The organism is Collinsella sp. AM33-4BH (assembly GCF_003469205.1).
GTDB lineage: Bacteria > Actinomycetota > Coriobacteriia > Coriobacteriales > Coriobacteriaceae > Collinsella.
In genome coordinates this window covers 44,835-70,866 of the sequence record NZ_QSIN01000009.1, presented here as the reverse complement: position 1 = coordinate 70,866, position 26,032 = coordinate 44,835, and the positions used below count along the sequence as shown (strand labels likewise).

Annotated in this window: 23 protein-coding genes and 1 pseudogene; 19 read left to right on the top strand and 5 right to left on the bottom strand. The window is 60.9% G+C overall.

The window, feature by feature from the left end; genetic code table 11:
* Nucleotides 1–79 precede the first annotated feature (79 nt).
* Nucleotides 80–2,380: an LTA synthase family protein gene (locus tag DW821_RS07855; protein ID WP_118066362.1), complete on the bottom strand. Its 2,301-nt coding sequence runs from the start codon at nt 2,378–2,380 to the stop codon at nt 80–82.
* Between the two features lie 213 nt (nt 2,381–2,593).
* On the opposite strand from DW821_RS07855, the gene DW821_RS07850 reads away from it, so the two are divergent.
* From DW821_RS07850 to DW821_RS07835, 4 genes are all read left to right on the top strand, one after another.
* On the top strand, nt 2,594–3,466 hold the full coding sequence (locus DW821_RS07850; protein ID WP_118066360.1) for a nitroreductase family protein: 873 nt from the start codon (nt 2,594–2,596) through the stop codon (nt 3,464–3,466).
* Nucleotides 3,467–3,623: 157 nt separating this feature from the next.
* Nucleotides 3,624–5,651 carry a KUP/HAK/KT family potassium transporter gene (locus tag DW821_RS07845; RefSeq protein ID WP_117806659.1) on the top strand — a complete coding sequence of 676 codons (2,028 nt, stop codon included), beginning with the start codon at nt 3,624–3,626 and terminating at the stop codon, nt 5,649–5,651.
* A 136-nt stretch (nt 5,652–5,787) separates the two neighbouring features.
* Complete coding sequence (locus tag DW821_RS07840; protein ID WP_118066358.1) at nt 5,788–7,413, top strand: ATP-binding protein; 1,626 nt, start codon at nt 5,788–5,790, stop codon at nt 7,411–7,413.
* Between the two features lie 4 nt (nt 7,414–7,417).
* On the top strand, nt 7,418–8,131 hold the full coding sequence (locus tag DW821_RS07835) for a response regulator (protein WP_118206230.1): 714 nt from the start codon (nt 7,418–7,420) through the stop codon (nt 8,129–8,131).
* Between the two features lie 104 nt (nt 8,132–8,235).
* Here the strand turns inward: DW821_RS07835 and rlmKL are convergent, their stop codons facing one another.
* Nucleotides 8,236–10,803, bottom strand: coding sequence for a bifunctional 23S rRNA (guanine(2069)-N(7))-methyltransferase RlmK/23S rRNA (guanine(2445)-N(2))-methyltransferase RlmL (rlmKL, locus tag DW821_RS07830; protein ID WP_118066356.1), 2,568 nt, complete (start codon nt 10,801–10,803; stop codon nt 8,236–8,238).
* Nucleotides 10,804–11,054: 251 nt separating this feature from the next.
* Between rlmKL and DW821_RS10205 the strand changes: the two genes are divergently transcribed.
* Nucleotides 11,055–11,204 carry a hypothetical protein gene (locus DW821_RS10205; RefSeq protein WP_158549343.1) on the top strand — a complete coding sequence of 50 codons (150 nt, stop codon included), beginning with the start codon at nt 11,055–11,057 and terminating at the stop codon, nt 11,202–11,204.
* A gap of 52 nt (nt 11,205–11,256) precedes the next feature.
* Here DW821_RS10205 and DW821_RS07825 read toward each other — a convergent pair whose 3' ends face one another.
* Together DW821_RS07825 and DW821_RS07820 are read right to left on the bottom strand one after the other, a co-directional pair.
* Nucleotides 11,257–12,084: an HAD hydrolase family protein gene (locus DW821_RS07825; RefSeq protein WP_117640421.1), complete on the bottom strand. Its 828-nt coding sequence runs from the start codon at nt 12,082–12,084 to the stop codon at nt 11,257–11,259.
* Nucleotides 12,085–12,133: 49 nt separating this feature from the next.
* Nucleotides 12,134–12,997: a MurR/RpiR family transcriptional regulator gene (locus tag DW821_RS07820; RefSeq protein WP_117635579.1), complete on the bottom strand. Its 864-nt coding sequence runs from the start codon at nt 12,995–12,997 to the stop codon at nt 12,134–12,136.
* A 327-nt stretch (nt 12,998–13,324) separates the two neighbouring features.
* Here DW821_RS07820 and DW821_RS07815 point away from each other — a divergent pair, with 327 nt between their 5' ends.
* From DW821_RS07815 to DW821_RS07775, 9 genes and pseudogenes are all read left to right on the top strand, one after another.
* Nucleotides 13,325–14,500, top strand: coding sequence for an MFS transporter (locus DW821_RS07815; protein WP_158567557.1), 1,176 nt, complete (start codon nt 13,325–13,327; stop codon nt 14,498–14,500).
* Nucleotides 14,501–14,614: 114 nt separating this feature from the next.
* Nucleotides 14,615–15,469 carry a class II fructose-bisphosphate aldolase gene (locus DW821_RS07810; RefSeq protein ID WP_117635577.1) on the top strand — a complete coding sequence of 285 codons (855 nt, stop codon included), beginning with the start codon at nt 14,615–14,617 and terminating at the stop codon, nt 15,467–15,469.
* 10 nt (nt 15,470–15,479) lie between these two features.
* Nucleotides 15,480–15,908 (top strand): PTS sugar transporter subunit IIA, encoded by a 429-nt coding sequence (locus DW821_RS07805; RefSeq protein ID WP_117635576.1) that lies wholly within the window; start codon nt 15,480–15,482, stop codon nt 15,906–15,908.
* A gap of 29 nt (nt 15,909–15,937) precedes the next feature.
* Nucleotides 15,938–16,441 carry a PTS sugar transporter subunit IIB gene (locus tag DW821_RS07800; RefSeq protein WP_117635575.1) on the top strand — a complete coding sequence of 168 codons (504 nt, stop codon included), beginning with the start codon at nt 15,938–15,940 and terminating at the stop codon, nt 16,439–16,441.
* A gap of 64 nt (nt 16,442–16,505) precedes the next feature.
* The gene (locus DW821_RS07795) at nt 16,506–17,300 is read left to right on the top strand and encodes a PTS sugar transporter subunit IIC (protein WP_199408662.1); all 795 of its coding nucleotides are present in this window, start codon (nt 16,506–16,508) and stop codon (nt 17,298–17,300) included.
* Nucleotides 17,297–18,133, top strand: coding sequence for a PTS system mannose/fructose/sorbose family transporter subunit IID (locus DW821_RS07790; RefSeq protein WP_118066350.1), 837 nt, complete (start codon nt 17,297–17,299; stop codon nt 18,131–18,133). Before DW821_RS07795 ends, DW821_RS07790 begins: the two co-directional genes overlap by 4 nt.
* Before the next feature lie 97 nt (nt 18,134–18,230).
* Nucleotides 18,231–19,175: an aldo/keto reductase gene (locus DW821_RS07785; RefSeq protein WP_117635572.1), complete on the top strand. Its 945-nt coding sequence runs from the start codon at nt 18,231–18,233 to the stop codon at nt 19,173–19,175.
* 2 nt (nt 19,176–19,177) lie between these two features.
* Complete coding sequence (locus tag DW821_RS07780; RefSeq protein WP_118066348.1) at nt 19,178–20,257, top strand: alpha/beta hydrolase; 1,080 nt, start codon at nt 19,178–19,180, stop codon at nt 20,255–20,257.
* A 191-nt stretch (nt 20,258–20,448) separates the two neighbouring features.
* Nucleotides 20,449–20,700, top strand: a pseudogene (locus DW821_RS07775) (HAD family hydrolase); the annotation flags it as partial.
* Nucleotides 20,701–20,745: 45 nt separating this feature from the next.
* Here the strand turns inward: DW821_RS07775 and DW821_RS07770 are convergent.
* Nucleotides 20,746–21,537 (bottom strand): DeoR/GlpR family DNA-binding transcription regulator, encoded by a 792-nt coding sequence (locus tag DW821_RS07770; protein ID WP_128620070.1) that lies wholly within the window; start codon nt 21,535–21,537, stop codon nt 20,746–20,748.
* Nucleotides 21,538–21,885: 348 nt separating this feature from the next.
* On the opposite strand from DW821_RS07770, the gene DW821_RS07765 reads away from it, so the two are divergent.
* From DW821_RS07765 to DW821_RS07745, 5 genes are all read left to right on the top strand, one after another.
* Complete coding sequence (locus DW821_RS07765) at nt 21,886–22,596, top strand: transaldolase (protein ID WP_117564350.1); 711 nt, start codon at nt 21,886–21,888, stop codon at nt 22,594–22,596.
* A gap of 9 nt (nt 22,597–22,605) precedes the next feature.
* On the top strand, nt 22,606–23,052 hold the full coding sequence (locus tag DW821_RS07760) for a PTS sugar transporter subunit IIA (RefSeq protein WP_117582968.1): 447 nt from the start codon (nt 22,606–22,608) through the stop codon (nt 23,050–23,052).
* 75 nt (nt 23,053–23,127) lie between these two features.
* Nucleotides 23,128–23,403 (top strand): PTS sugar transporter subunit IIB, encoded by a 276-nt coding sequence (locus tag DW821_RS07755; RefSeq protein ID WP_022094539.1) that lies wholly within the window; start codon nt 23,128–23,130, stop codon nt 23,401–23,403.
* A 71-nt stretch (nt 23,404–23,474) separates the two neighbouring features.
* A complete protein-coding gene (locus tag DW821_RS07750; RefSeq protein WP_089573144.1) occupies nt 23,475–24,866 on the top strand; it encodes a PTS ascorbate transporter subunit IIC in 1,392 nt (463 codons plus the stop codon).
* Between the two features lie 324 nt (nt 24,867–25,190).
* Nucleotides 25,191–25,895, top strand: a complete 705-nt coding sequence (locus DW821_RS07745; RefSeq protein WP_233553026.1) for a transaldolase — start codon at nt 25,191–25,193, stop codon at nt 25,893–25,895.
* The last annotated feature ends 137 nt before the right edge of the window (nt 25,896–26,032 follow it).

Sequence of the window (26,032 nt, the reverse complement as noted above, 5' to 3'; positions counted from 1 at the left end):
TCCGTCTTGCGCAGGACTGTCCGAGCAGGGAACCTTACATACCTCCGCCCGGACAGACGTTTCAGTTATGAGCGACCCGTTACTTGATCTTGGTCGTACCCGGTGCCAGGTTGGGGTCGGTCTCGTTGGCCTCGGTCTGGAAGTGCTCGGTATAGACGTTCTTGCCGTCGCGGAACATCTCGTAGTACTGCATCTTCGCGTAATCCTCGCGTGCCTTGGTGGCGGCTGCTGCTGCGGCGTCGTCACCGGTGGCGTTGGAGGAGAGCGCCCAGCGCAGGCTGGCGTCCTCATAGCCCACCGAGTTGATAGCGAGCAGCGACTCGCGCAGCGTCATGTGCGCTTTCTGGTAGTCGGTCAGCGGTGCGCCGATCAGCTGCATCAGCTGGGTGGACAGGTAGTTGGTGGACAGGTCGTCGACCTCGCTTGTCTGGTCGCAACCGGCAACGTCGTAGTTAGCCCAGATGATGTAGTCGGTCTGCCACAAGCGCTCCTGATGCGTGGCGTCGTCCTCGCCGGTAAACCACTTGTCGTTGAACTTGGACGGGAAGAACGGCTGGTGGTCGCCCCAGAACACCACGACCACCTTACGGTCGAGCTTGCTCAGGGCGTTGAGGAAGTAGCGCAGCGCCTGATCGGACTGCTCGATGCACGAGACATACTCGTCGACATCGGAGAGCGTGCCGTCCTCGACGGTCTTGGCGTCCAAGTCGGTCGTGTCGATGTTCAGGTGCATCTGCTTGTCGACCGGCAGCAGGCCCGTGTCGTAGCCCGAGTGGTTCTGCATGGTCACGTCGAAGATAAACTGCGGGTCGGCGTTCTGGTCGAGCAGCTCAAGAATCTTGTCGTAGGTAGCCTGGTCGGTCACCATGCCGCGTAGGGTATCGGCGCCCTGGAAGTCGTTGATGGACAGGAACTGGTCAAAGCCAAAGTCCTTGTAGACGTTCTCGCGGTTCCAGTTGGTCGCGTGGTTGGGGTGCATGGCCGTGGTGGAATATCCGAGCGATTTGAACTGCTCTGCCAGGTTCCCGGTCGTCTCCATGTTGTAGATGGTGTAGGGGTACACGCCCGAGCCCAGGTTGGCCATGGAGTTGCCGGTCATAAACTCAAACTCGGTATTGGCCGTGCCGCCGCCGTAGGCGCTCACGTAGAGCTTGCCGCGGCTGAGGCAGTTGGACAGGTTCTTAAAGTACTGCGGGCCCTCGTAGCCGGCGCGCATGTTCTGGTAGATGGACAGGTCCGAGAAGGTCTCGTTCATGATGGCGATGACCGTGGGCTTCTCGCTGTCGAATTGCTCCTTTGCGGCGGTGCGCTCGTCACTCTTGGCGGCGTCGGACTTGTCGTAGGCCTTGGCGTACTTTTTGAGCGTGGCCTTGGCGTCGTCAACGGAGTAGTCGGCGGGTTTGGGCGGCTTAATGGACTGCGCTGCACTAATAAAGGCAGGCAGATAGCCCTCACGCCAGTAGCTCTCGAGCGGGCGCCAGGTGTAGACGGTGATGCCGAGGGTGTTGTAGTAGTCGATGTGCGTGACATGCGCGGTCACGCCGCCCAGGCACAGCACCGCCACGAGCAGGTTGGTGAGCAGCATGCGCTTGGCGTTGGCGGCACCCTTCTGACGGTGCGGCGCCACCAGGCCAGCGTACTCGCACAGCAGCATGGCGATGGCGGTAAAGCCCATGGACAGCACGCAGAACAGCGAGATGGAGAAGGTGTAGCCGGTGCCGGCGACCGCGGCGGCAGTGGAGATGGCCGAAAGGTCACCCGGCTGGATGGGCATAGATTTAAACGTGATGACGAAGAACTCGGCAATGCCCAGGACAAAGAGGGCAAAGGCCAGGACCGCGGGAGCTGCGCCGTGGCGCTGGAATAGGAAGAACAAGCCGGTCATGAGCACGGTGATGATGGCCCACTCGAGCAGGATGCACAGGGGGTAGACCCAGGTAAAGTCGTGGTTGGACGAGACTTCCATTCCCAGCAGCGCAAAGACGCCGGCGAGCAGCAGGCACAAGACGGCGGCGACGAGCGGTTTGCCCACAAAGGCGCCGCGCAGGCGGGCGAGCTTGCCGGTGGGGGCGGGGGCGTCGGGCGCGGCGAACGCAAAGACGCGCGGGGCGATGCGGTCGCGTGCGATGCTGGCCCAAGCGCAGCCTGTGAGGATGGCGTTGGTTAGGATGAGCATCACAAAGGCGAGCGGCTCGTTTTGAGCGATGAGGCCAATGGCGCCCCAAATGGTCAAAAAGAGCTGGAACAGGCCGAAGGCGACGCTCCACCCAAGAGCGCTTTTGGCAACGGTGCCCGACTGAGCGCGAATGGCCTTGGCCTCGCGCAAGACAAGGTAGACGGTCGCCGCAAGACCGACGAGCGAGATGGCGGCTGCGAACATGCTGAGACTCCTCACAAACTAAAACCTACGAAAGCGGGGGTTTACCCGATTGTTACCAAGATATGCGCTGCAATTGGTGGCTGCGCACAACAACCAGCCATATTAACGCGCGCGTGTGGCGGTGTGGCGCAATGTGGTGGCGACCTGCGCGATAATGGACGGGAATTACACGGAAACGTAAAGGCTTCTTAAAGAAATGGCGAGGGTAGGGCGATGAGCGAGCAGGTTTGCGAGGCGGATATGGGCGGCGACGGAGCTGCGGGCGTGGATACGTACGGCTATCCGGTCGAGACTACGGGCAACGCGGTACTGGACATTTTGGAGCACCGCTCGTCCACGCGCGCTTTTGCGCGCGATGACGACGGCCGTCCCGTGGCGGTGACCGACGAGCAGCGGGCGGCGATCTTGCATGCGGCGAGTCGCGCGCCGTCGGCGGGCGCCATGATGATGTATTCCATCGTGAGCATTCGCGAGCAGGCTACGCTGGACCGTCTGGCCGACCTGTGCGATCATCAGCCCATGATCGCCAAGGCGCCCTGGGCGCTCATATTTGTGGTCGATTATGCCAAGTGGATCGATCTGTTTGAGCACGTGGGCTGCTTTGAGCCCGAGTTTGTCGAGCGCACGGGCAAGGCGCCCCGCCCCGCGCCGGGTTTGGGCGACTTTGCCATCGCGGCGCAGGATGCCGTGATCGCCGCTCAAAACGCCGTGGTTGCCGCCGAGGCCCTGGGGCTGGGGAGCTGCTACATCGGTGATATCGTCGAGAACGCCGAGGAAGTTGCCGCACTGCTGGACTTGCCTGCCTATACCATGCCGCTGTCGATGCTCATCATCGGCACGCCCCGTAAGGAGCGCCCGGCCATTGCGCATCCCGTGGTGAACCTGGTGCACGAGGAGCGTTATTGTCGCGCCGACGCCGCGACGATGGATGCGCAGGTGGCCGAGATGGATGCGATGTTTCGCCCGCACGCCCGCGAGGTGGGCGAGCGCGTCATCGACATCTACACCCGTAAGCACACGAGCCCCTTTATGGCCGAGATGAGCCGCTCTATGGAGTGGTGGTTCAAAAACTGGCTCGGAAAATGACGAATGTGACAAAGGGGGCGTCCCTTTGTCACATTCCATATCGCCGCGGTAGCCTAAAGACTGTATAAATGTTTATCTAGCTGGGAAAACAGTGCATTAAAACATGGCCGATTACCTATAATCCTTTCGAACGTTAAAGTTGGGAGGAAACCGGCTTATGGAACAAAAGGCCAAGGAGGCAGCCTCGCACGCTGCGATTCCTGTGAGCATCTCGGCGATGCTCGTCACGCTGGGCGTGGTGTATGGCGATATCGGCACCAGCCCCATGTATGTAACCAAGGCGCTCGTTGCCGGCAACGGCGGCATCGGAAGCGTCACGCAGGAGTTCGTGCTCGGCGCGCTCTCCCTTGTCGTGTGGACGGTCACGCTGCTGACGACCGTCAAGTACGTGCTGATCTCGCTGCGCGCCGACAACCACGGCGAGGGCGGCATCTTTGCCCTGTACAGCCTGGTCAAGCGCTGCGGCAAGTGGCTCATCATCCCCGCCATGCTGGGCGGCGCGGCGCTCCTCGCCGACGGCATCCTGACGCCTGCCGTTACCGTCACCACGGCCATCGAGGGCCTGCGCACCATCCCGGCGGTCCATGCCGTGCTCGGTGACGACCAGGGTCGTGTCGTCGCCATCACGCTTGCCATCATCATCGCGCTCTTCTTGGTGCAGCGCATCGGCACGGCCAAGATCGGTCACGCCTTCGGTCCCATCATGACGCTGTGGTTTTTGTTCCTGGGCGGCACGGGCCTGTTCTTTGTCTGCCAGTATCCCGCGGTGCTGCTGTGCCTCAACCCGTTGCGTGGCATCGCTTTTCTGCTGAGCCCCAACAACCATGCGGGCATCATGATTTTGGGCAGCTGCTTCCTCGCTACCACCGGTGCCGAGGCGCTCTATTCCGACATGGGCCATGTGGGCCGCGGCAATATCTATGCCACCTGGCCGTTCGTTAAGTGCTGCCTGCTGCTGTCCTACATGGGCCAGGGCGCGTGGCTTATCAACAACGCCGGCAACCCGGAGCTCATGGGTATCGCCGACCTCAACCCCTTCTACCAGATGCTCGCCCCGGGTCTGCGCCCCTTTGCCGTCGGCCTTTCCACCGTCGCGGCCATCATCGCCTCGCAGGCGCTCATCACCGGCGCATTCTCGCTGGTGTCCGAGGCCAGCCGCCTGGACCTCATGCCGCATATGCAGGTCTTCTATCCTGCCGAGACCAAGGGCCAGCTCTACATCCCCATGGTCAACAACGTCATGCTCGTGGGCTGCGTCGTCGTGGTGCTGCTGTTCCAGAACTCGGCGCACATGGAGGCCGCGTACGGCCTGGCCATTACCCTGACCATGATGTGCACGACAATGCTGCTCTTCTTCTATCTGCACGTGGAGCGCAATCTCAAGGTCGCGCCGTGGATCTTTGCTGCCTTCTTCCTTTTGCTCGAGGGTTTCTTCTTTGTGAGCTCGCTCACCAAGTTCTTCCACGGCGGCTACTTCACCATCCTTATGGCTGCACTCATCATGGGCATTATGGTGTGCTGGTACAACGGTACGGCGGTCGAGCAACGTCAGTTTACGCTGCTGCCGCTGCGCAGCTATCTGCCGCAGCTCAAACGCCTGCGCGACGACGATCGCTACGAGCTCATGAGCGACAACATCGTGTACCTGACCAAGGACACCAACACCGACTATATCGACCGCGATATCGTCTACTCGATTTTGGATAAGCACCCCAAGCGCGCTCGCGCCTGGTGGTTCGTGAATGTCGAGACCATGGAGGAGCCGCATACCTTTGCCTACTCGGTCGAGACGTTCGGCACCGACTACGTATTCCGCGTGCATCTGTACCTGGGCTATAAGATCAACCAGCGCGTCAATGCTTACCTGCGCCAGGTTGTTCAGGACCTGGCTGCCAGCGGCGAGCTGCCGGCGCAGACGCATGACTACTCGGTCTACAAGGACCCGGGCAACATCGGTACGTTTAAGTTCGTCATGATCCGCAAGCTGCTGGCGCCCGAAAGCGACGTGGAGCCCAGCGAGCGTACGGCCATCACGCTCAAGTACATCATCCGCCGCGCCGCCGGCACGCCTGCGCGCTGGTACGGCCTGGAGAACTCCAACGTGAGCTTTGAGTACGTGCCGCTGTTCACCAAGTTTAAGGCCGTGAGCAAGATGCAGCGCCTGGCTCCCGACGAGCGTCCGTAGTCGACGTCTGCTGTTTGTCTAGCGACCGCAGGCTGCAAAGGCTATACACTTGAAACCACCACAAGGAGGCCACCACCGCAAAGGTGCCAGTCCCCTTTGTGGTGGTTTTTGTTTTTGAGAGAGGGGCGGGGCGCTGATGGACGTCCGTGCGGACGGCGATATTGCCGAGAACTTTTGGTGGCGGCGTACAACGCTGACGCGTCGCAGTCCTCTGTATGACGCCTGCGTATCGGCGGGGCTGCTAGCCGCGGCGACGATTGTGGGCGCGCTGCTCGACCATCCGGGGCTCGCGCCGAGCATCATGATCGTCTATGTGTTTGCCGTGCAGCTGTGCGCTTTCTTTACCTGGAGCCGCCTGTACTGCCTGCTGAGCTCGGCTGCCGCCGTGGCGCTCTACAACTTCTTGTTTGTCGACCCGCGCTACGCGCTGTCGTTTATCGACCGCGTCTATCCCGGCATGTTCTTTATCATGTTTGCGGTCTCGCTCGTATCGAGCTCGATCGCGCTGGCCCTGCGCCGCGCCTTGGCGCAGGCCGCCGCCAGCGACCGTCGCACGCAGATGGTGCTCGAGACCAACCGCATGCTGCAGCGGTGTGGCGATCAGCAACAGATTGTGCACGCTATGGCAACGCAGCTGGCGCGTCTTTCGGACTGTCCGGTCGTGTGGTATAGCGCCGATGCCGATAACGATGACCTGCTGCCGCGCACGACGTACACGGCCGTGGGCGATGCCGCGCCGGTACACCAGCTGGCGCCGCAGATGCCGCCGCGGCTCTCGGCGTCCGCCTATGTGGGAACGCCGCTCGATGCCACCTATGGCGCCTCGGCGTTCTACGGCATATACCTGACCGTGCGCTCGGGCGACACCATGGTGCGCGCGGGCGATCCCGCCTCGGTGGTGGGGGTGTTCGCCATTGTCGCCGAGCCCGATGCGCTGACGCCCGAGGAGCGGACGCTTGCCGATGCCATCGTGAGCGAAGGCGAGCTGGCGCTCGATCGCGCCCGCGCCATGGAGGCCCGCGAGGAAGCGGCGGTGCTTGCTAAAAACGAGCAGCTGCGCGCCAACTTGCTGCGCTCCATCTCGCACGACCTGCGTACGCCGCTCACCAGTATTTCGGGTAATGCCGACGTGTTGCTCGACCAGGGCTCGACCGGCACGGCCGTGCTCGACGACCAGACACGCCGCGGCATGCTCCTATCCATTCGCTCGGACGCGCAATGGCTCAACGCCACTGTCGAGAATCTGCTCGCCATCACCAAGCTCGAGGGTGGCGGTATGCGCCTGTCGACCACGCTCGAGCTCATGGACGATATCGTCGAGGAGGCGCTGCGCCACGTAAGTCCGGCCGTGCGCGAGCACGACCTTAAGGTGGTGGCGTGCGATGAGCCGGCGCTTGTCAACGTCGACGCGCGCCTGATGGTGCAGCTGGTGGTCAATCTGGTGAACAATGCCATCGCCTATACGCCTGCGGGCTCGCATATCGTGATCTCGATTGGCGTCGGCGATGAGCGCGTGGCGTGCTCGGTTGCCGATGACGGCCCGGGCATTGCGCCCGAGGACCGCGAGCGTATCTTTGAGTCGTTCTACACCGCCAACCATGGCCTGGCCGACAGCTGCCGCAGTGTGGGCTTGGGGCTTTCGCTCTGCCGCTCCATTGCGCTGGCACATGGCGGTAGCATAGAGGTTACCGCGGCGGACCCGCACGGTTCGGTCTTTACGATTGAGCTTCCCGCCGCCGACGTTTCGTTTGATAAGGAGTAGCGCTGTGCCGAACTCTGCCGTGAAACCGCTCATCTTGGTCGTTGAGGACGATCCCGCCGTCCGCAACCTTATCGTCGCCGCGCTCGAGGCGCACGGTTTGCGCCATATGGCTGTGGAGACCGCCCACGCCGCCATCGCCGCCGCTTCGTCGCAGGCGCCGAGCATTGTGCTGCTCGATCTGGGCCTGCCCGATATGGACGGCGTCAAGGTGGTGGAGTCGGTGCGCGCGTGGTCGGGCATGCCGATCATCGTGGTTTCGGCGCGCAGCGAGGACGCGGACAAGATCCGAGCGCTCGATGCCGGCGCCGATGACTACCTGACTAAGCCGTTTTCGGTCGAGGAGCTGCTCGCGCGCATTCGCACGACGCTCAGGCGCCTTTCGTATGCGCAAACGGGCGGCGTTGTCTCCGAGGGCTCGTTCGATACCGGTGAGCTGCATATCGATTTTGATGCCGGCATCGCCACGATGGATGGCGAGGAACTGCATCTGACGCCGATCGAGTACAAGCTCTTGTGCCTGCTGGCACACAACGCCGACAAGGTGCTGACGCACCAATTTATCCTGCACGAGATTTGGGGTACGGCGACCAAGAGCGACCTGGCGAGCCTGCGTGTCTTTATGGGCACGTTGCGCAAGAAGATCGAATCCGACCCCGCGCATCCGCGCTATATCCAAACGCACGTGGGTATTGGTTACCGATTGGTCATCCAGGGATAGGTCAGAGCACGGCCCCCAGACGTGGCCCCTCTATAAGTTGCGGTGGGATAGTTCTCGTTTGGCCTTTGATGAGGTCATCGGGGAACTATCCCATCGCTTTTTTATTACTTGCCCTTGGGCTTGCTGGCGTAGAACTTCTTCTTTTTGGGCTTGCCTGAGCAGGCGGGCTTGTCGTCGCCGTGCGGTCCTCGGACGCCGGCCTGCGCGTGCGCGGGCGCCGTTGCGCGAGGCTTGCGGGCTCCGGGGTTGCGCAGTTCCTCGACGCGCTCAGCAATTTCCTCGGCGCTAAAGCCGACCTCGGCCATGGCGTCCTCGATGGGCAGGCGGCGCACGATGTAGCAGTGGTGCACCTTCTGGTTGCGCGTGAAATCCTCGGGGATGGTCTGCGCCGTAATGTCCTCCAGCACCACGCCTGCGCGCGCAAGCTTGCGCGTCTCGGGGCGGAAGCCGCGCAGGTTGCAGCTAAAGATGGCGTGCCCGCCCTGTGCGAGCAGGCGCGACACGCCGGCCAAAAGCTCAACATGGTCGCGCTGGACATCCCAGGTACGGCGGCCCATCTTGGACGAGTTCGAGAACGTGGGCGGGTCGACAAAGATCAGGTCCCAGCGGTTGCGCGTCTGGCGCTGGTCGCGAATCCAGGCGAGCACGTCATCGCGCACAAAGTGATGCTGCGGGCCAACAAAGCCGTTCTGGCGCATATTGCGCTCGGCCCAGTCCAGGTAGGTGTTCGAGAGGTCGACCGTCACGGTCTCCTCGACGCCGCCATCGGCCGCGTAGCAGGTGGCGGTGCCGGTGTAGGCAAACAGGTTGAGGAAGCGGCGCGCCTGCTTGGCGTGCTCACGCACCAGGTTGCGGGTGACGCGGTGATCCAGGAAGATGCCTACATCCAGATAGTCGTCAAAGTTGACGGCAAAGGTAAGGCCGCCCTCTTCGATGAGCGGCAGACGGCGACGTGCGATGTTAGCGCGCTCGCTCGAGCCGCCCTTGCCGGCGCCCTGTTTGCCGTACTGCGAGCCGCCGCGCGAACGCATGCGGGCCTTGGCGTGCACATGCTCGGCCGGAACATCCAGGATGCGCGGCGCGATGGCCAGAATGTCGAGCATACGGGCCTGGGCCAGTGCCGGGTCGATGGTCTTGGGTGCCGCGTATTCGGCGATGACGAGCCAGCGGCCTGGAGTCTGTGGGCAACCCTCGTACAGGTCGATGGCGGCGGAGTAGTCGGGTAGGTCGGCATCGTAGACGCGGTAGCAGCTCACGCCCTCGCGCTTGGCCCACTTGCGGCGCAGGCGTGCGTTCTTGCGCAGGCGGTTGGCGAACTGCTCGGATTCGGGGATGAGCACGGGCAGCGGCTTGCCGTCGCCCAGGTCGAGCGTGGCAGCGGGCTCGGGCATGGCAGAAGCTGCGGCCTCATCGTTGACTTCGTTGGCATCCGCAACCTCGGCCTCGGCATCCGCGCTGGTCGCAGCTTCAAACGCTGCGGCGGCGTGGTCGAGCGAGGGCCAAACCTCGATAGTCGCCTCTTCGTTGTTGGGCATGACGGCAATGGAGCGCGCGGGCTCGGCATGGAGCGCGCGGGCCAGCAGGCCGTCGCGGGTGAGCGCGGCGACCGGTGCCGAAGCAAGCTCGGGCGCGCGGCGCAGCTCGCCGACCAGCGTCATGGCGTCATGCATAAGCGACAGCGGCGTCTCGGTCGTATCCGCGACGAGGGCGGCACCGGCGACGGCGCCCGCGTGGTCCAGTACGGTGGCAGATTTGGCGGCGCAAAAATCGACAAAGCGCTTGTAGCCGGCAAACTTAACCATGCGCTCGGCGGTCTTGCGGGCGGCGGGGTCGATGTCCGCGGCCACGATGCGCGCCTGGCGCTCACGCGCTGCCGCCTCGCGCCCGCGTGCCTCGGCAAGCAACTGCTCCCATAGGGCGGCATCGTGCAGCTGCCAGCCCTCAAAGCCCCAGCGCTCGTGGGCGGCGCCCGGAGCGCGGTCGGTTAGGATATTCACGGCCTCTAGCAGCAGACCGCCGCCGGCGCATGAGGCGTCGACCAGCGTGGGCAGAGCCTCGTTCTCGTAATCGTCGGCCGTCAGCTCGCGCTCGCATAGCGCGGTCCAGCCGACCTGCGAAAGCACCAGGGCGGCGTAGTCGGGGCGCAGCACGTGCGTACCCTCGCCGGCGCGGGTCGCGGCAGGCGGCAGGCGTTTGAATAACGGATCGCCCGAAAGGTCCAGGCTTATGCTCGCACGGCGCTGGCGTAGCGAAAGCAGCAGGTGGACATCGGGGTCGGCAGCATCGACATCGGCGCGACGGCCTGTGGTCTCGGCCAGGCGATCGCACAATGCGTCCTTGGCGCGCAGGGCAGAGAAGCGCGTGTTGCGCAGCTGCTCGGTCACACCACGGGCAGTGATGGCAATGGTGGCGCCGCAGCGGACGATGTTTTCCCAGGCAATGTCGTAAACGGCATCGTACAGCTCGTCGGCATCCTGTGCCTCAAAGCGTCCGAGCACCACAAACACGCGGCTGGCCAGGCGCGACCACAGACAGGCGCGGTAGCCTTCTTCGAGCTCGCCCTCAAACGTAGCGCGGCCCTTCAGGCGGCGGACATGCGAAAGCCCGAGCCACTTGAGCTCGTCGGCGAGTGCGGATTCAAAGCCCTCGGGGCAGCTTGCATAAAATTCCATGGGTGACCTCTCTGGTTGCGTCGCTCCATTATATGATGGATGCTTCGTTTGCCATCGCCCTCGAAAGGAACCCATATGATTGATGCGTGCCCCTTGATTCCCATTTTCATTGCAACGGCCTCAGGACTCGGGGCCTCGCACAGGCTCCCGCCGCCTTACAGAACTGAAAGCTGGGCGTAGGGCAAATCTATGGCACGTGACCTGCGATTGCTCGGCCATAGATGGCGTAATCGAGGCTAAGGGAGTGCATCATGCGCAAGGGAAACGAGAGCTGGTTCTGGCACGCGAACGACATGGTGGTGACGGGCGACATGAACCCCGTGGTCCGCGTCCTGTGGGCCGCGCTCATCGTAGGCATCGGCGTCGCGACGATGGCCACGCTCTGGATCGTCACGAGGTAGCGCGCCACGAACGGATGACGAGGCACGCGGCGCATGCCACGCTGGCGGAACCCTAGCCTCGCTGCTGGACAATCTGTTCGATGAGCTTCGCGACGGAGTCCTCGGCTGCGTTCCCGATCAGGTGATGGGCCGCGGCCTTCGCCTCTGGCATCGCGCCCGCGACTGCGTAGGAGTTCGGCACCTTTTCGAGGAGCGTCACGTCGTTTTCCGAGTCTCCGATAAAAGCGACCTCGTCCAGCGTGACCCCAAGGCTGCCGAGAAGCGCGTCGAGTCCGTTTACCTTGCTCCAGCCAGCCGGAACAACATCGAGGAAGAATGGGACGGGCGAGGGGAAATCAAGTTCTGGGCAGGCTTCCTTGCATCGACTCCGAACGACTTCCGTCGGGGCGGAGCTGACGTTGACGAAGATGCCGGCGGTTATGACGTCACGGTTCGTGGGCACGTCTCCGAGCGCCATGTCTCTTCCGGAGTCCTTAACGACTTCCAGGGCGAATTCGTCGCCAGGCTCGACGGCGCAGAGGAACTGCTCGCAGCGCTTGCCTGTCTCATCGACATCGGCGACTAGCCAGAGTGACGTCCCCGCGTAGGGGCGTACAGCGCTATCGAGCTTGACGAGGGCCTCCGTCGAGAGCGTCTTTTTGAACACGAGTTCGCCGCTGGAGAAGACCTTCTTTCCGTTGGCCATGATGCCGGTCGAGAAACAGCGCGCGTCGCCGTCAAAGGCATCGGCCAGGTCGGCGTAGTCGCGCCCGCTTGCGGGGCCGAACGCGATGCCCGCATCGAGCGCCGAAAGAATCGCGCTGTGCGTGCGCTCCGATACGACCCTTGAGCCAAACGGCAACAGGGTCCCATCCATGTCTGCGAGGATGAGCTTTATCAAGGGGTCCTCCCGTTTCGGTCTGGGCATCGGTGCGCCGGCGTGCGTCGTCCTAGCTGTATTGCTTGTCTCCCATGAGATTCTTCGAGATGATCCTGTTAAACTCTACCGGGTCATCCCAGCAAGAGGTCAGGAAGAGGAACAGCAGCTCGATGACGAAGTTGATCGAGCTGTGCGAGAAGGCGATCTCGGTTCCGGTGATGGCCTGATCTCGCGAGATGGCTCGGATGATATGCGTGGCACGCTTCGCGAGCGGCGTATCCGGGTTGTCTGTGATCATGATGATGGGGGTGTTCGAATCCTCGGCAGAGTCGAATATGTTGACGAGGCGCTTCGAGTATCCGGACGTCGAAATGACGAGCAGAACGTCATTCTCCTTGAGGCTGGTTGCGACGGAGACCATGGCTTCGGTGGTACTGGGGCAAAACGCTCTGACTCCAACCTGCGAGAGCTTGAACGCCGCGTTTACGCCCATGTTAATCGAGTTGCCGACGCCCGCGATCAGGACGAGGTTGGCGTTGTGGAGCAGATTGACGACTGCCGAAAAGTCATCGGAGTCAATGAGCGAGGCGGTTTGGGAGAGCTCCTTGACCTTGTGAGACAGGACGTACTTGATGGAGCCCTCGACGTCGTCCAGAGTAATCCTGCCGTCCGTGGCCTTTTCTTCGCCGGATGCCCTGCTGATGGATATGCCGAGCGCCAGACGCATGTCCGAATAGGTTCGGTAGTCAAGCGTCCTTGCGAATCTCGAAACAGACGCCGGTGACGTACCGGTTTCTGCGGCGAGTTCGCGGACGGTCATCGTTGCGACATCCGACGGGTGGTCGAGCACATACGTTGCGATTGCCTTCTCCGAGGGGGATAGGCTGCTCATGACCGCGCAGATGTGGCTGAGCACATCCCCTGTCTTATCCATGGTTACTCCTTGGTCCTAGCTTGCTTTGTATCTTAGGTCAAGAGAGGTGAAAAATAAGCAAAATGTTTCATCAGCGGTGAAATAGCGTTTCACCGCTGATTTCCTACCGTTCACGGTAAATCGGTACTTCCTCGGCGCAATCTCAGCTTGAGCTGCTATCTTATGAGCCGTGAAACAACGGCACGAAAACGATGAAACAACAGAACATTGTTTCAACGCCTCGCAACTCCGTTTCACGCTAGATGGTGAATCACTTCGAAGCCCAGACAGGCACCTGGCGAGCAAGAAGGGAGAAGCACGATGCACAACGCCAAGACAAACGCAAGCATGACTTCGCTCTTCTTCGCGAACGTACTCTACTGGGTCTGCGCGGGCGTGTACTCGCCGTTTCTCTCCGCTCACTACACGAGCCTCGGCCTCAGCGCGGCCCAGACCGGCATTCTCCTCGCGGCGACCCCGGTGTGTGCGCTCGCCATCCAGCCGCTCTGGTCGACGATCGCCGACAAGCTCGGGCGCCGCCGCGCGGTCATCGTGGCCCTCTGCCTTGCGGCGGCGGTACTCGCTCCGCTGTATTACCTGGCGTCGACGTTCGTCCCGGTCCTTTTCGTAACCTTTGCATTCTCGGCGTTTTTCTCGGGGCTCCTGCCCCTGAGCGACTCCCTCGTCATCGAGCTCGCGGATCGCTCTGGCCTGGACTTTTCTCGCATTCGCATGGGTGGCACTATCGGCTATGCCATCGTCGTCCTGATCGTCGGTCGGCTGCTCGACATGGCTCCTCAAATCCAGTTCACGGTGGTCTCCGCCGCGCTGGTGGGCTTCGCGGCTCACATGTGGCGCCTCCCCGAGGCGGGAATTCGCGCCAATGCCGCGGACGATCCCAAGGTCTCCCACGGAAAGGGCCTCCTCTCGCTGTTCACCAGCAATGAGATCGCCTTCGTCTTGGTCTTCGCCTTCATCAGTTCGGCCGCGATTGGCTTCATCGGGGCGTTCTTGGGCCGCTACGCGGTCGAGCTTGGCGAGGGTCAGAACCTCGTGGGCGTCCTGAGTGCGGTCTCCGCTGCGAGCGAGATCCCCATCCTGCTCGTTTCCTCCAAGCTGGTCAGGCGCTTCGGCGAGATGAACCTCCTGATCTTTTCCTGCTTCATGGCGGCGCTCAGGCTCGTGCTTGTGGGCACCGGCATCGTCCCGGTCATGGTCTGCGGCCAGCTGCTGCAGAGCGTGAGTTACATGACCGTCTACTACTCCTGCGTTACCTACATTGCCAACCACACTTACGAGGATTGTCGCGCTCGAGGTCAGAGCGCCTTCGCGATGGTCCAGAGCGGTCTGTCCGTCGTGGTTGCGAACCTGTTTGGCGGTTGGGCGTGCGATGCGCTCGGCACGCACGCGGGTTTCCTGGCCTTCGCCCTCGCTTCAACGATTGCTGCAGTCGCTGCTCTTGTGGCGTACGTGCTATGGCGTCGAAGCGCGGCGCCGCAGCCTGAGGGCCAGGCGGCCGCATAGGCTCCACCGCGCCTCGCAAGCGCCTGCCTGCCTCGCGCTTCGCTTCGTGTTCAACCAGCTGACGAGCTGAGAACTGTCCGATCCAATGATTATTCAGGTGAAAGGAAGACAAAGATGTCACTCATCAAGGTCAACGAGCTTCTTCAACATGCGACCGAGCACCACTATGGCGTGCCCGCGATTAACGTCATCAATACGGAGACCATCCGTTATGCGATCCAGGCCGCCGAGGATGAGCACATGCCCATCATCATCCAGTACTGGCCTGGCTTCGAGGACCACTGCGCCCTCGACATCATCGCCTTCGCCGCCCGCTATTACGCCGAGCGCGCGAGCGTGCCCGTCGCCGTCCACCAGGATCACTCCGCTGGTTACGAGATCGCCGTCAAGGGCGTCAAGGCCGGCTTCCCATCCGTCATGGTCGACGGCTCCTCACTTCCCTATGAGGAGAACTTCCAGCTCACGAAGGACGTCGTCCAGGTCGCCAAGATCTTCGACGTCGACATCGAGGCCGAGCTCGGCCATGTCGGCAACGGCTCTGACGCCAACGACTTCGTGAACAGCGACCACTACACCGACCCGAACCTCGCCGAGGAGTTTGTCGAGGGCACCGGTTGCGGCTCGCTCGCCATCGCCGTCGGCAATGCCCACGGCCCCTATGTCAAGGTCCCGAACCTCGACATGGAGCGCATCAAGGCCTGCAGGGAGGCCGTCAGCGTCCCCCTCGTCATGCACGGATGCTCCGACATCCCCGACGAGCAGCTCCAGGAGGCCGTGAACCTCGGCATGAGTAAGTTCAACATCGCCACGGAGTACTTCCGTTCCATGTACCGCGCCTTCGAGAAGGACATCAACTCCGGTAAGAACGACGGCAACGGCATAGGCCTCCTGATGGACGCCGCCCCCGACATGCGCGCGTTCGTCGTCAGCAAGATCCAGCTTCTGAACCCCAACCACTATTCGCTCTAGGAGAGACTCGATGAAGAAAGTTCTTGTCGCGTCGCACGGCCACCTCGCAAGCGGAATCAGGAGCTCGATCGGAATCCTGACCGGCATGGCGGACATGGTGGAGGCAGTTGACTGCTACGTGGACGACTCCGATTTCACCCCTCGCATCCAGGCCTTTATTGACTCGGTGGGCCCTGAGGACGAGGCCATCATCTTCACCGACATCTACGGTGGTTCCGTCTTCCAGAAGGTCGTCCTTATGGAGCCGGAGAAGCGCGGGATCGTCCACGTCACCGGTATGAACCTCGGCCTCGTGATCGAGACGCTCCTCGGCGCCGAGCCGGTCACGGCAGATTCGATCAAGCAGAGCGTCGAGCTGGCGAGGGCGACGATGCAGGTCGTCGAGCCTCCGAGCAAGGCCGCGGACAACGAGGAGTCCGAGGGAGACTTCTTTGATTAGAGAGTACTAACAAGTAGAGAGAGGAAGCAATGATTGTTCAGGTTCGAGTCGATGACCGTCTGATTCACGGACAGGTCGCCCTGGTGTGGACCAAGGAGCTCAACACCACCAGGATCATCGTCGCCAACAAGCACGCCGTGGAGAGCGACGCCCTTCGCATGACGCTTTCCATGGGTACGCCGGCGGGCCAGAAACTCCTCGTCAAGGACGTTCCGGATGCCTGCCGCATCGCGAACGATCCGCGCGCGGACTCCATGCGCATCTTCGCGCTCACCAACTGCGTGCGTGACGTGCTTGAGCTCGTTAAGGGCGCGCCGGGCAAGATTGAGGGCGTGAACGTTGCCAACGTCGGCCGCTTCGACAAGTCCGATCCGGATAGCAAGGTCGCCCTCAACTCCACGATCATGCTCAACCCGGATGAGCTCGAGGCCGCGAAGGAGCTTTGCGAGCAGGGTATTCCGGTTTTCCATCAGCTTATCCCGTCCAATCCCAAGACTCCTCTCAAGAGTCTGATCGAGGCGGCGGGGAAATAAGGGGATTTGGCCAGGCGGCCAAATGAAATGAAAGAAAGGAAGTCAAATGGTTGGGTTGGCAATAATGGCCTGGTTGACCGTGCTGATTTGCTACGGCGGCAACTGGGTTCTTGGTCAGTGCATGATCGAGCGTCCTCTCGTGGTAGGTCTCGTTGCGGGCCTCCTGATGGGCGACGTCAAGACCGGTGTCATCATCGGTGCCTCTCTCGAGGCGATCTTCATGGGCGCGGTTAACATTGGTGGCGCTATCTCCGCCGAGCCTGTTACCGCGACCGCCCTCGCCGTCGCCTTCACCGTTGGCGCTGGTATCGACCAGGGTGCCGCCATCACACTGGCCGTTCCCGTGGGCGTCGTCACCGCATTTCTCTCGATCTTCATGAACAACGTGTTCCTCGCGTTCTTCGCAGCCACCTTTGACAAGATGGCCGCCGAGGGCAACGAGAAGGGCCTCGCGCTTCAGCACTTCGTTCTCTGGTTCGTTAAGTACGCCGCCTTTGGCCTCATCGCCTTCCTCGGCGTTTACCTTGGCGCCGAGCCCGTTGCCGCCATTGTCAACCAGATTCCGGCCAATGTCATGAGCGGCCTCAACGCCGTGGGTGCCCTCCTGCCCGCCGTTGGTATGGCGCTCCTGCTCCAGATGCTGTGGAGCACCGAGCTCAGCATCTACTTCTTCTTGGGCTTTACGCTCTACCAGTACCTCGGCCTCCCGATGATCGCCATCGCAGTTCTCGGTGTCATCATCGCGGTTGCCTCCGCCCTCCGCGACAAGGAGATCTTCGATCTCACCAAGAAGGGAGTGGCCACCCAGGCCGTTTCCGGCGACTCTGTAACCAGCGACGAGGAGGATTTCTTCGCATGAGCAACCTGACCAAGAATGTGAGCCCTGAAGACAAGAAGATGCTCAACAGCATTTTCCTGCGCTCCTTCTCCGTGTTCGCTTCCTGCGCCGGCGGTTCCGTCAAGGCTGGCGCCGACGGCTGGCTGTACTCCGTCCAGCCCGCGCTTAACCGCTACTACGCCGATGACCCCGAGGTTCGTGCCGACGCCATGAAGCGTCACACGACTTGGTACAACATTACCCAGAACGTCGGCACGTTCGCCATGGGCCTCGTCGCCTCCATGGAGAGGGAGAACTCGCAGCACGAAGACTTCGACACCGAGTCCATCGACGGTATCAAGGTCTCCCTGATGGGCCCGATGTCCGGCATCGGCGACGCAATCTTCTGGGGCGTCCTGCGTGTTATCGCCGCCGGCATCGGCATTAACCTCGCCATGAGCGGCTCGCCCCTCGGCGCGATCATGTTCCTGCTGATCTACAACATCCCGTCGATCCTCTGCCGATACTTCATGACCTACCTCGGCTTCAGCATGGGCACCAACTTCATCTCCGAGATGTACGAGGGTGGTCTCATGAAGCTCATCACCAAGGCGACCTCCACGATCGGCCTGGTGATGATCGGCGCCATGACCGCGGCGAACGTCCAATTCAACACGATCCTGTCCATTCCGGTTCAGGACTCCGACCCCGTCATGATCCAGACCTACCTCGACTCGATCTTCAAGGGCATCGTGCCTCTGGGACTTACGCTCGTCGTCCTCTGGCTCCTGCGCAAGAAGAACGTGAACGTCAACATCATCCTGGTCGGCATCATGGTTCTGGCGCTCGTCCTCGGCCTCGTGGGCATCGTGTAAGGCGGTTTCCGGATCATCCGAAGCCTGTTCAAGGCAATTCCTGGCGGCACGCGATCGAGGACATTCGACGCGTGCCGCCCCATTAGAAGGAGAGAATATGCGCTACACGCACCTCAAGAACTCCGACGTTGACGTCTCCCAGCTCGCCGTGGGCACCTGGGCGATCGGCGGCGACTCCTTTGGTGAGAACGATGACGCCGCCAGCATGTCCGCCATCCGCACCATGCTCGATCACGGCGTCAACCTCATTGACACCGCGCCGTGCTATGGCAACGGCGCGTCCGAGAAGGTCGTCGGCAACGCGCTCAGGGGCGTCGACCGAGAGAGCTACCTGCTCTCGACCAAGGTTGGCCTGATCACCAGCGCCGCCGGCTATGACCGCGACTCTTCGTTCAAGAACATCATGAGGGAGGTCGAGAGCTCGCTGCGCAATCTCCGCACCGACTACATCGACTTCTACTTCGTGCACTGGCCCGACGCCAAGACCCCGTTCTCCGAGACGATGTGCGCCCTCCAGCTCCTCAAGGAGCAAGGCAAGATTCGCCACATCGGCGTCTCCAACTTCACGACCGAGATGATCGAGGAGTGCGAGAAGGTCGCTCAGGTCGACGTCCAGCAGCCGCCCTACTCCATGGTCGACCGCTCCTCCGAGGACCTTATCAAGTGGGGCTACGAGCGTGGCATCGACTCCTTCACCTATGGCTCCCTTGGCGCGGGCATCCTGTCGGGCAAGTTCCGCGAGCTGCCGAAGTTCGAGGAGGGCGATGTTCGTGGCGGCTTCTACGACTACTTCCAGGAGCCCAAGTTCTCGCGCGTCCAGGAGCTGCTCAAGGTCATGGACGAGATCGCCGAGGCTCATGACAAGCCCGTGGCACAGGTCGCCGTGAACTGGAGCACCCAGAAGGAGTACGTGGGCACCGCGCTCGTTGGCGTGCGCACGGACGCCCACGCGATTCAGAACTGCGAGACGTTCGAGTGGGAGCTTTCCGCCGATGAGATGGCCAAGCTTGACGCCAAGCTTGACGAGCTGAAGATCGGCTAGCCATGGGCACCGAGGAGAGGAAGTACCCCACTTCCGAGCTTGAAGTGCTTGAGCGTGGATCTAGGGAGGTCGTGGAGCCCAACGGGCTGAAGCTCCTGCTGAAGCCCGTGCCGGGAGACGAGCGCGAGCGCGTGCTCGATCCGCGCGTCTACGCGCGCGCCCATGCGAAGCTCGCCGCCGGCCCGGCGCCGGCGGGGCCGGTGGACGTGATCGCGTGGCGCTCCGCTCCCAACAAGGAGACCCATGTCGTGAGGGGCTCGAACGTCGCCAAGAAGACCGTCGTCATGAACTTTGGCGACAGGGGCATTCCCCTGCACGTCTTCACGCCCGAGGGCCGCGGGTGCGGCTCCGCCGCGCTCGTGTTCATCCACGGCGGCGGCTTCATGGTGGGCAACATTGGCCAGTACGAGAACTGCCTGCGCGACATCGCGGAGCGAACGGGCTGCGTCGCGATCTACCCGGAGTACCGCTTGTCTCCCGAGACGATGTTCCCCGGTGGTGTCGAGGACTGCGTGAAGACGCTCGACTGGCTTGTCGAGCATGCGGATGAGCTGGGTGTCGACGCGACGCGGGTCGCCGTGGCTGGCGACTCCGCGGGCGGAAGCCTGACCAACGCCGTCGTCCTCGACGGGTCCCATGCGGACAGGATCAAGCTCGTGGCCGAGCTGTATCCGCTCGTCGACGGCGGCCCTGTTCCGGAGGAATGGTCCTATGACCTCTATGAGATCGTGAACGACCAGAGGGCCGAGGCTCTGAGCAGGGTGGATCGCATCCGCAACGCCAACGACGACCTGCCAGTGATGTATACCAACGGCAATGCGGAGGAGATGCTCGACCCGAGGGTGTCTGCCCTGTTCGCGGAGGACGTGAGCGCGTTCCCCCGCACGGTCATCATCTCTTCCGAGTATGACTACCTGCGCTATCAGGACGAGCTATTCGCGAAGAGGCTGCAGGATGCGGGCGTTGACGTCACCGCGATTCGCTATCGCGGCTGCGACCACGGCTTCTTCGAGATGTACGGCGTGATGCCTCAGGCTGAGGACGTCTGCCGCGTCATCTCCGAGGAGCTTGCGAAGATCTAGGGGCTCGTCGCGGCGGCCTCCTGGACGAGTGGCGGTCCGGCGGGATGCTAGGTGCGTCCCGCCGGACCTTTGCGTTGACGGGCGCGTGCCGCTTGCCGGAGGGCGTGTGTGGGGTTCGCTTCGGCGGTGCCGGATTAACCGGGAGATGCGTTTACCGCCGCTCTTCCAAGTGAGCCCAGCAAACAAATCGCGAGTTGAGCCCCAAGGGCATCGACAAGGGCGTGGGCCTGGCGCGGGCGCTGGCGTATCTGGGTCGCGCTGGCAACGAGCGCACCTTTGGCTTTGGCGATTCGGGCAACGACCTGGGCATGCTCGCCGCCGTCGAGACGGCTGTCGCCATGGGCAACGCCATGCCTGAGGTCAAGGCGATCGCCGGCTACGTGACCGACGACGTCGCACACGACGGCACCGTCACAGCGATGCAGCATTTTGGGTTGATTTAATAAATGGCCGGGTCGCCCGCAGTGGGGGCGACCCGGCCATTTGAGCTATTTTGCAATATAGAGCTTGGGATGACTGCGACTGCTCTCGATCGCCGCCGTCATGATGCCCTCGTTGTCTCCATCAACGATGATGCCGTCGAGGTCATCGATCTGCGCGGACTGATAAAAACTGGTCTTGTTGAACTTTCCCTGGTCAACCATCATGTAGCCCTGGTTTGAGTTGGTAAGGTACATATGCTTGATCATGGCCGAGAAGTCGTGCTCGACGGTAAAACCGTGGTCGGGGTGGAATCCGTCAGCACTGACAAACGCCTTGTCGGCATGTAGTTTGCTCATGCAGTCGAGCGTCAGTGCGCCCGCGAGATAGAGGTGGCCCTTGCGCACGGAGCCGCCCAGCAGCACTACCGAAGCATTGGGGAGATTGAAGCTGGCGTAGTTCGCGATTGCAAGATCGCCGGTGATAATGGTGATCTCACGCTTGTCCATGAGGGCCTTAGCGAAGTAAAAGCCTGTGGTGCCGATATCAATTACCAGAACATCGCCATCATCAACAAGAGTTGCTGCGGTTGCGGCGATGGCCTCCTTGGCCTCGACTTGGACATTGATGCGCTCCTCGGGATACGAGATTGCGTTGGAGCGAGAAAGCGATACCGCTCCGCCGCGTACGCGACGCAGCTTGCCTTCGGATTCCAGCGAGATGAGGTCGTGTCGTGCGGTGACTTCCGAAACCGAAAAACGGCGAACGATGTCGGATACCGAGATATTTGGCTTTTCGGCCAGCCAATTCATGATAAATCGCTGACGCTCGGCCGGTGAAAGGTCTGAAGTAGATGCCATATGCCGCTCCTTTTGAACAAAAGGTAAAAGATGCGCCTTTCGTAATCGAAATATAACGTATCGATATGAAAAGAACAAGGCAAATTCGAATGAATCAAAAGAACGGAATGGCATGTCACAAATGCATGCGTAGCAGATAGTTCGCACGTAAACGGGCTATAAAGAGTCTCATTCTGAAGGTGCCGCCCAAAAGAAGTACGTTCACGCCCGATATTCGACCGTTCACGGAAAGTTGACAATTGAGCTTTCGATAGCTTTTGAAATGGTTTATAAAAGAAAACCGAAAAGCTTTTGAAACAAAGAAGAAGGCTTTCGATAGCAATAGTGTTAGATGAGAAAGGACCGAACATGGCGATCAAGGTGTTTGCCGACGGCGCTAACCTCGAGGGCATGCTTGACATGCATGACAATGGCAACGTTCAGGGCTTCACGACCAATCCTTCCCTTATGAAGGCCGGCGGCGTGACCGACTACCGCGCTTTTGCCAAGACGGTTCTTGAGCACATTACTGATGTGTCGGTCTCTTTTGAGGTATTCGCCGACGACGAGGCAGGTATGGAAGCCGAGGCTCGCGAGATCGCAACCTGGGCAGACAACGTCTACGTTAAGATCCCGGCGCTCAACACCAAGGGTGAGTCCACTGCCGCGCTGGTCAAGCGCCTTTCTGCCGACGGCATCAAGGTGAATGTCACCACTATCTTTACGCCCGAGCAGGTCGACGAGTTTGTCGATGCCGTTTCTGCTGAGACCCCCTCTATTCTGTCCATCTTTGCCGGTCGCATTGCCGATACCGGCGTCGATCCGCTGCCCCTCATGGCGGAGTCCGTAAAGAAGGCTGCCGTTAAGCCTGCTGCCGAGGTTCTCTGGGCGTCTACGCGCGAGGTCCTCAATATCTTCCAGGCGGAGTCCGTTGGATGCCAGATCATTACGGTCCCCAATGCCCTTCTTGCCAAACGCAAGAATTTCGGGAAAGATTTGCTTGAGTACTCGCTTGATACGGTCAAGGGCTTTGCCCGCGACATTCAGGCGCTTGGTTTTCACATCCTGCCCGAGGAGTAGGGGACGAGTATGCTGACCGATCTTCTTAAACCCGAGCTTGTTGCCTGCCACGTCGAGGCCTCCGACTGGGAGGAAGCGATCAGGGCATGCGGTAAGTTGCTCGTAGACGCTGGCAAATGCGACCAGAGCTATGTTGACGCCATGATTTCATCGGTTCACAAATTCGGCCCCTATATGGTCTTGGAAGAGGGCATCGCCATGCCCCACGCTCAAGCAGATGGCAATGTGAGCGAAGCGGGAATCTGTATCGTCACGCTTGACCCAGCCGTTGCGTTTGGACACGAGGATTTCGATCCGGTTCACGTGCTCGTGGGTATTTGCGCACCCGACCCCAAGGCTCATCTTGGCTGCTTGGCGGAGCTTTCGCAGATGTTTGAGGACGAGGACTGCGTTGCCAAGCTCAGCGCATGCGATACGCCCGAGCAGGTTTTGGAGACCATGCGTTCATTCTTTTAGGCCTTAATGGCACGGCGATGCGTCGCCGCTTTTGGATAGACGGAAAACCGTCACGTGTAGGAGAGGAAGGTTGCCATGCATATCATCACCGTATGCGGAAACGGCATCGGGTCCAGCCTGATGCTCGCTGGCAAAGTCGAGGAGCTTTGCGAGGAGGAGGGCATCAAGGCCGACGTTGAGTCTATGGACCTGAACGGTGCTTCTTCCGCAAATCCGGATCTGTTCATCACCGTTAAGGAACTCGCCCCCGAGCTCCACGGCAACGTTGTGATTGTTCGCAGCTATGTGAACAAGAAGAAGATCCGCGAAGACGCCCTCGAGGCAATCAAGGCGGCCGCCGCTAACGCCTAAAGCGGCACAAAAAAGGGCGGTTCCCTGTGGAAGAGGGAAACGCGCCCACGTTAGAGAGAAAGGAAGCGCAGATGCAAGCCATCCTTCCCATACTTGAGTTTATCCAATCGATTCTGACCAAGCCAGCGTGGATTATGGGTCTATTTGCCTTTGTGGGCCTTGTCGCGCTTAAGCGTCCTGCCCACAAGGTGATGACGGGCACCCTGAAGCCCATTCTTGGTTACATCATGCTGTCCGCCGGCGCCGCTGTTGTTCAGGAGAACCTTGCTCCGCTGGGTACCTTCATCGAGACCGGTTTCCACATCACCGGCGTCGTGCCCAACAACGAGGTCGTCGTTTCGATGGCTCAGAGCGTGCTCGGCGTTCAGACCATGATGATCCTGATTCTCGGCTATGTCGTGAACATTATCATTGCCCGCTTTACCAAGTTTAAGTACATCTTCCTGACGGGCCATCACAGCATGTTTATGGCCTGCCTGCTGTCTGCCGTTCTGCAGGCATCTGGCTTCCAGGATGTCCAGCTTGTCATCGTGGGCGGCATGTTCCTGGGCCTCGTGAGCGCTATGCTTCCCGCCGTTGGTCAGCGTTTCACCGAGAAGGTTACCGATGGCGATGAAATCGCCATGGGCCACTTCGGTTCACTCGCCTATTACATCTCCGCTGCAGTCGGTACGCTTTTTGCTAAGGACGCCGAGGAGAACAGCACCGAGAAGATCGAGGTTCCCGAGAAGTTCGCCTTCCTGCGCGACACTACCATCTCCACGGCTCTTACCATGGCCTTCTTCTACCTGGTTACCGCTTTCGCCGCTTACATCGCAGATCCTGCGGTCGTTACCAAGACCGCTGGCGGCGACAACGTGATTGTCTATGCCCTGACCTGCGCTCTGTCTTTCGCCGTTGGTGTCACCATCGTCTATAACGGCGTTCGTATGATCCTTGCCGACCTGGTCCCGGCTTTCCAGGGCATCTCCAACAAGCTGATCCCCGGTGCCATCCCCGCCGTCGACTGCGCCGTCTTCTTCCCCTATGCTCCCACCGCCGTCATCCTCGGCTTTGTCGCTTCCTTTATCGGTGGCGTGGTCGGTATGTTCATCGTGGGCGCTACCCTGGGCATCTTCATCATCCCGGGCATGGTTCCCCACTTCTTCTGCGGTGCTACCGCGGGCATCTACGGCAATGCTACCGGCGGTCGCAAGGGCGCAGCTCTTGGCGCTTTCGTCAACGGCCTGCTCATCACCTTTGCCCCGGCCCTGCTCCTGCCCGTTCTTGACGTCTTTGGCTTCAAGAACACTACGTTCGGCGACTTCGATTTCTCCGTCATTGGTATTACGCTTGGCCGCGCTGCCGAGGCCTTCGGTACCACCGGTGTCTACGCGATTCTCGCTGTCCTTCTGGTCGTTGCCTTCGTCCCCAACTTCATCCACACCAAGGGTGCTGTGATCAATCACGTTGAGGAAGAGTAATCCAGGCATACGTTAAGCCCTAATCGGGCGGAGCTCCGATAACCGGCTCCTACACGGAAGCGGTGACGTCTCAATCGAGGCGTCACCGCTTTTTGCTTTGGAGCGATTGTGAATATGAGCCGGCGAGGCGCTGCTTCTGTTCCGTGAACGGAATCAAACGCAATGATCGGCAAAAACGTTTTGCCGCTGGGGCGTCGATATAAAAATGGTAAATCTGCAAAACCGTTCGCCGAGAAGATAAAAAACCGCAGTTCACGCCTTGATAAACGTAGATAAAGTGTTTAGCAGTTTATCGGCCGTATGCTAACGAAAGGAATCAGGCAGATGGCAATCAAGGTGTTCGCTGACGGTGCAAACCTCGAGGGCATGCTCGACATGTACGAGAGCGGCAACGTTCAGGGTTTCACGACCAACCCGTCCCTTATGAAGAAGGGCGGCGTGACGGATTACCGCGCGTTTGCCAAGGAGGTCCTGGCCCACATCACCGATGTGTCCGTGTCGTTTGAGGTCTTTGCCGACGACGTCGAGACCATGGAGGTCGAGGCCCGCGAGATTGCTGCCTGGGCAGATAACGTCTACGTCAAGATTCCGTGCGTGACCACCAAAGGCGAGTCCACGGCCGAGCTGGTGCGCAAGCTTTCCGCCGACGGCATCAAGGTCAACGTCACCACCATCTTTACGCCCGCGCAGGTCGACGAGATGGTCGAGGCCGTTGACGCCGAGACGCCGTCCATCATCTCGCTCTTTGCCGGCCGCATCGCCGACACCGGCGTCGATCCCATTCCGTTTATGACGGAGTCGGTCAAGAAGGCCACCGCCAAGCCCAACTGCGAGGTCCTGTGGGCATCCACACGCGAGCTCATCAACATTTACCAGGCGGAAGGATGCGGTTGCCAGATCATCACGGTGCCCAACAGCATCCTGGCCAAGCGCAAGAACATCGGTCGCGACCCGTACGAGGTCTCGCTCGATACCGTGCGCGGCTTTGCCAAGGATATCGCCGCTTTGGGCTTCCATATTCTGCCGTAACGCGAACACTGACTACGCCGCGGGCTGCTCGCCCCGGCCTTTCCTTTCCCTATCGCTCACGCGCTTCGCGAGGGTCGCGCTAGACAAAGGAAAGGCCGGGGCTGCCGACACGAGCTTGCCAGTAGGTTGGTGATAGG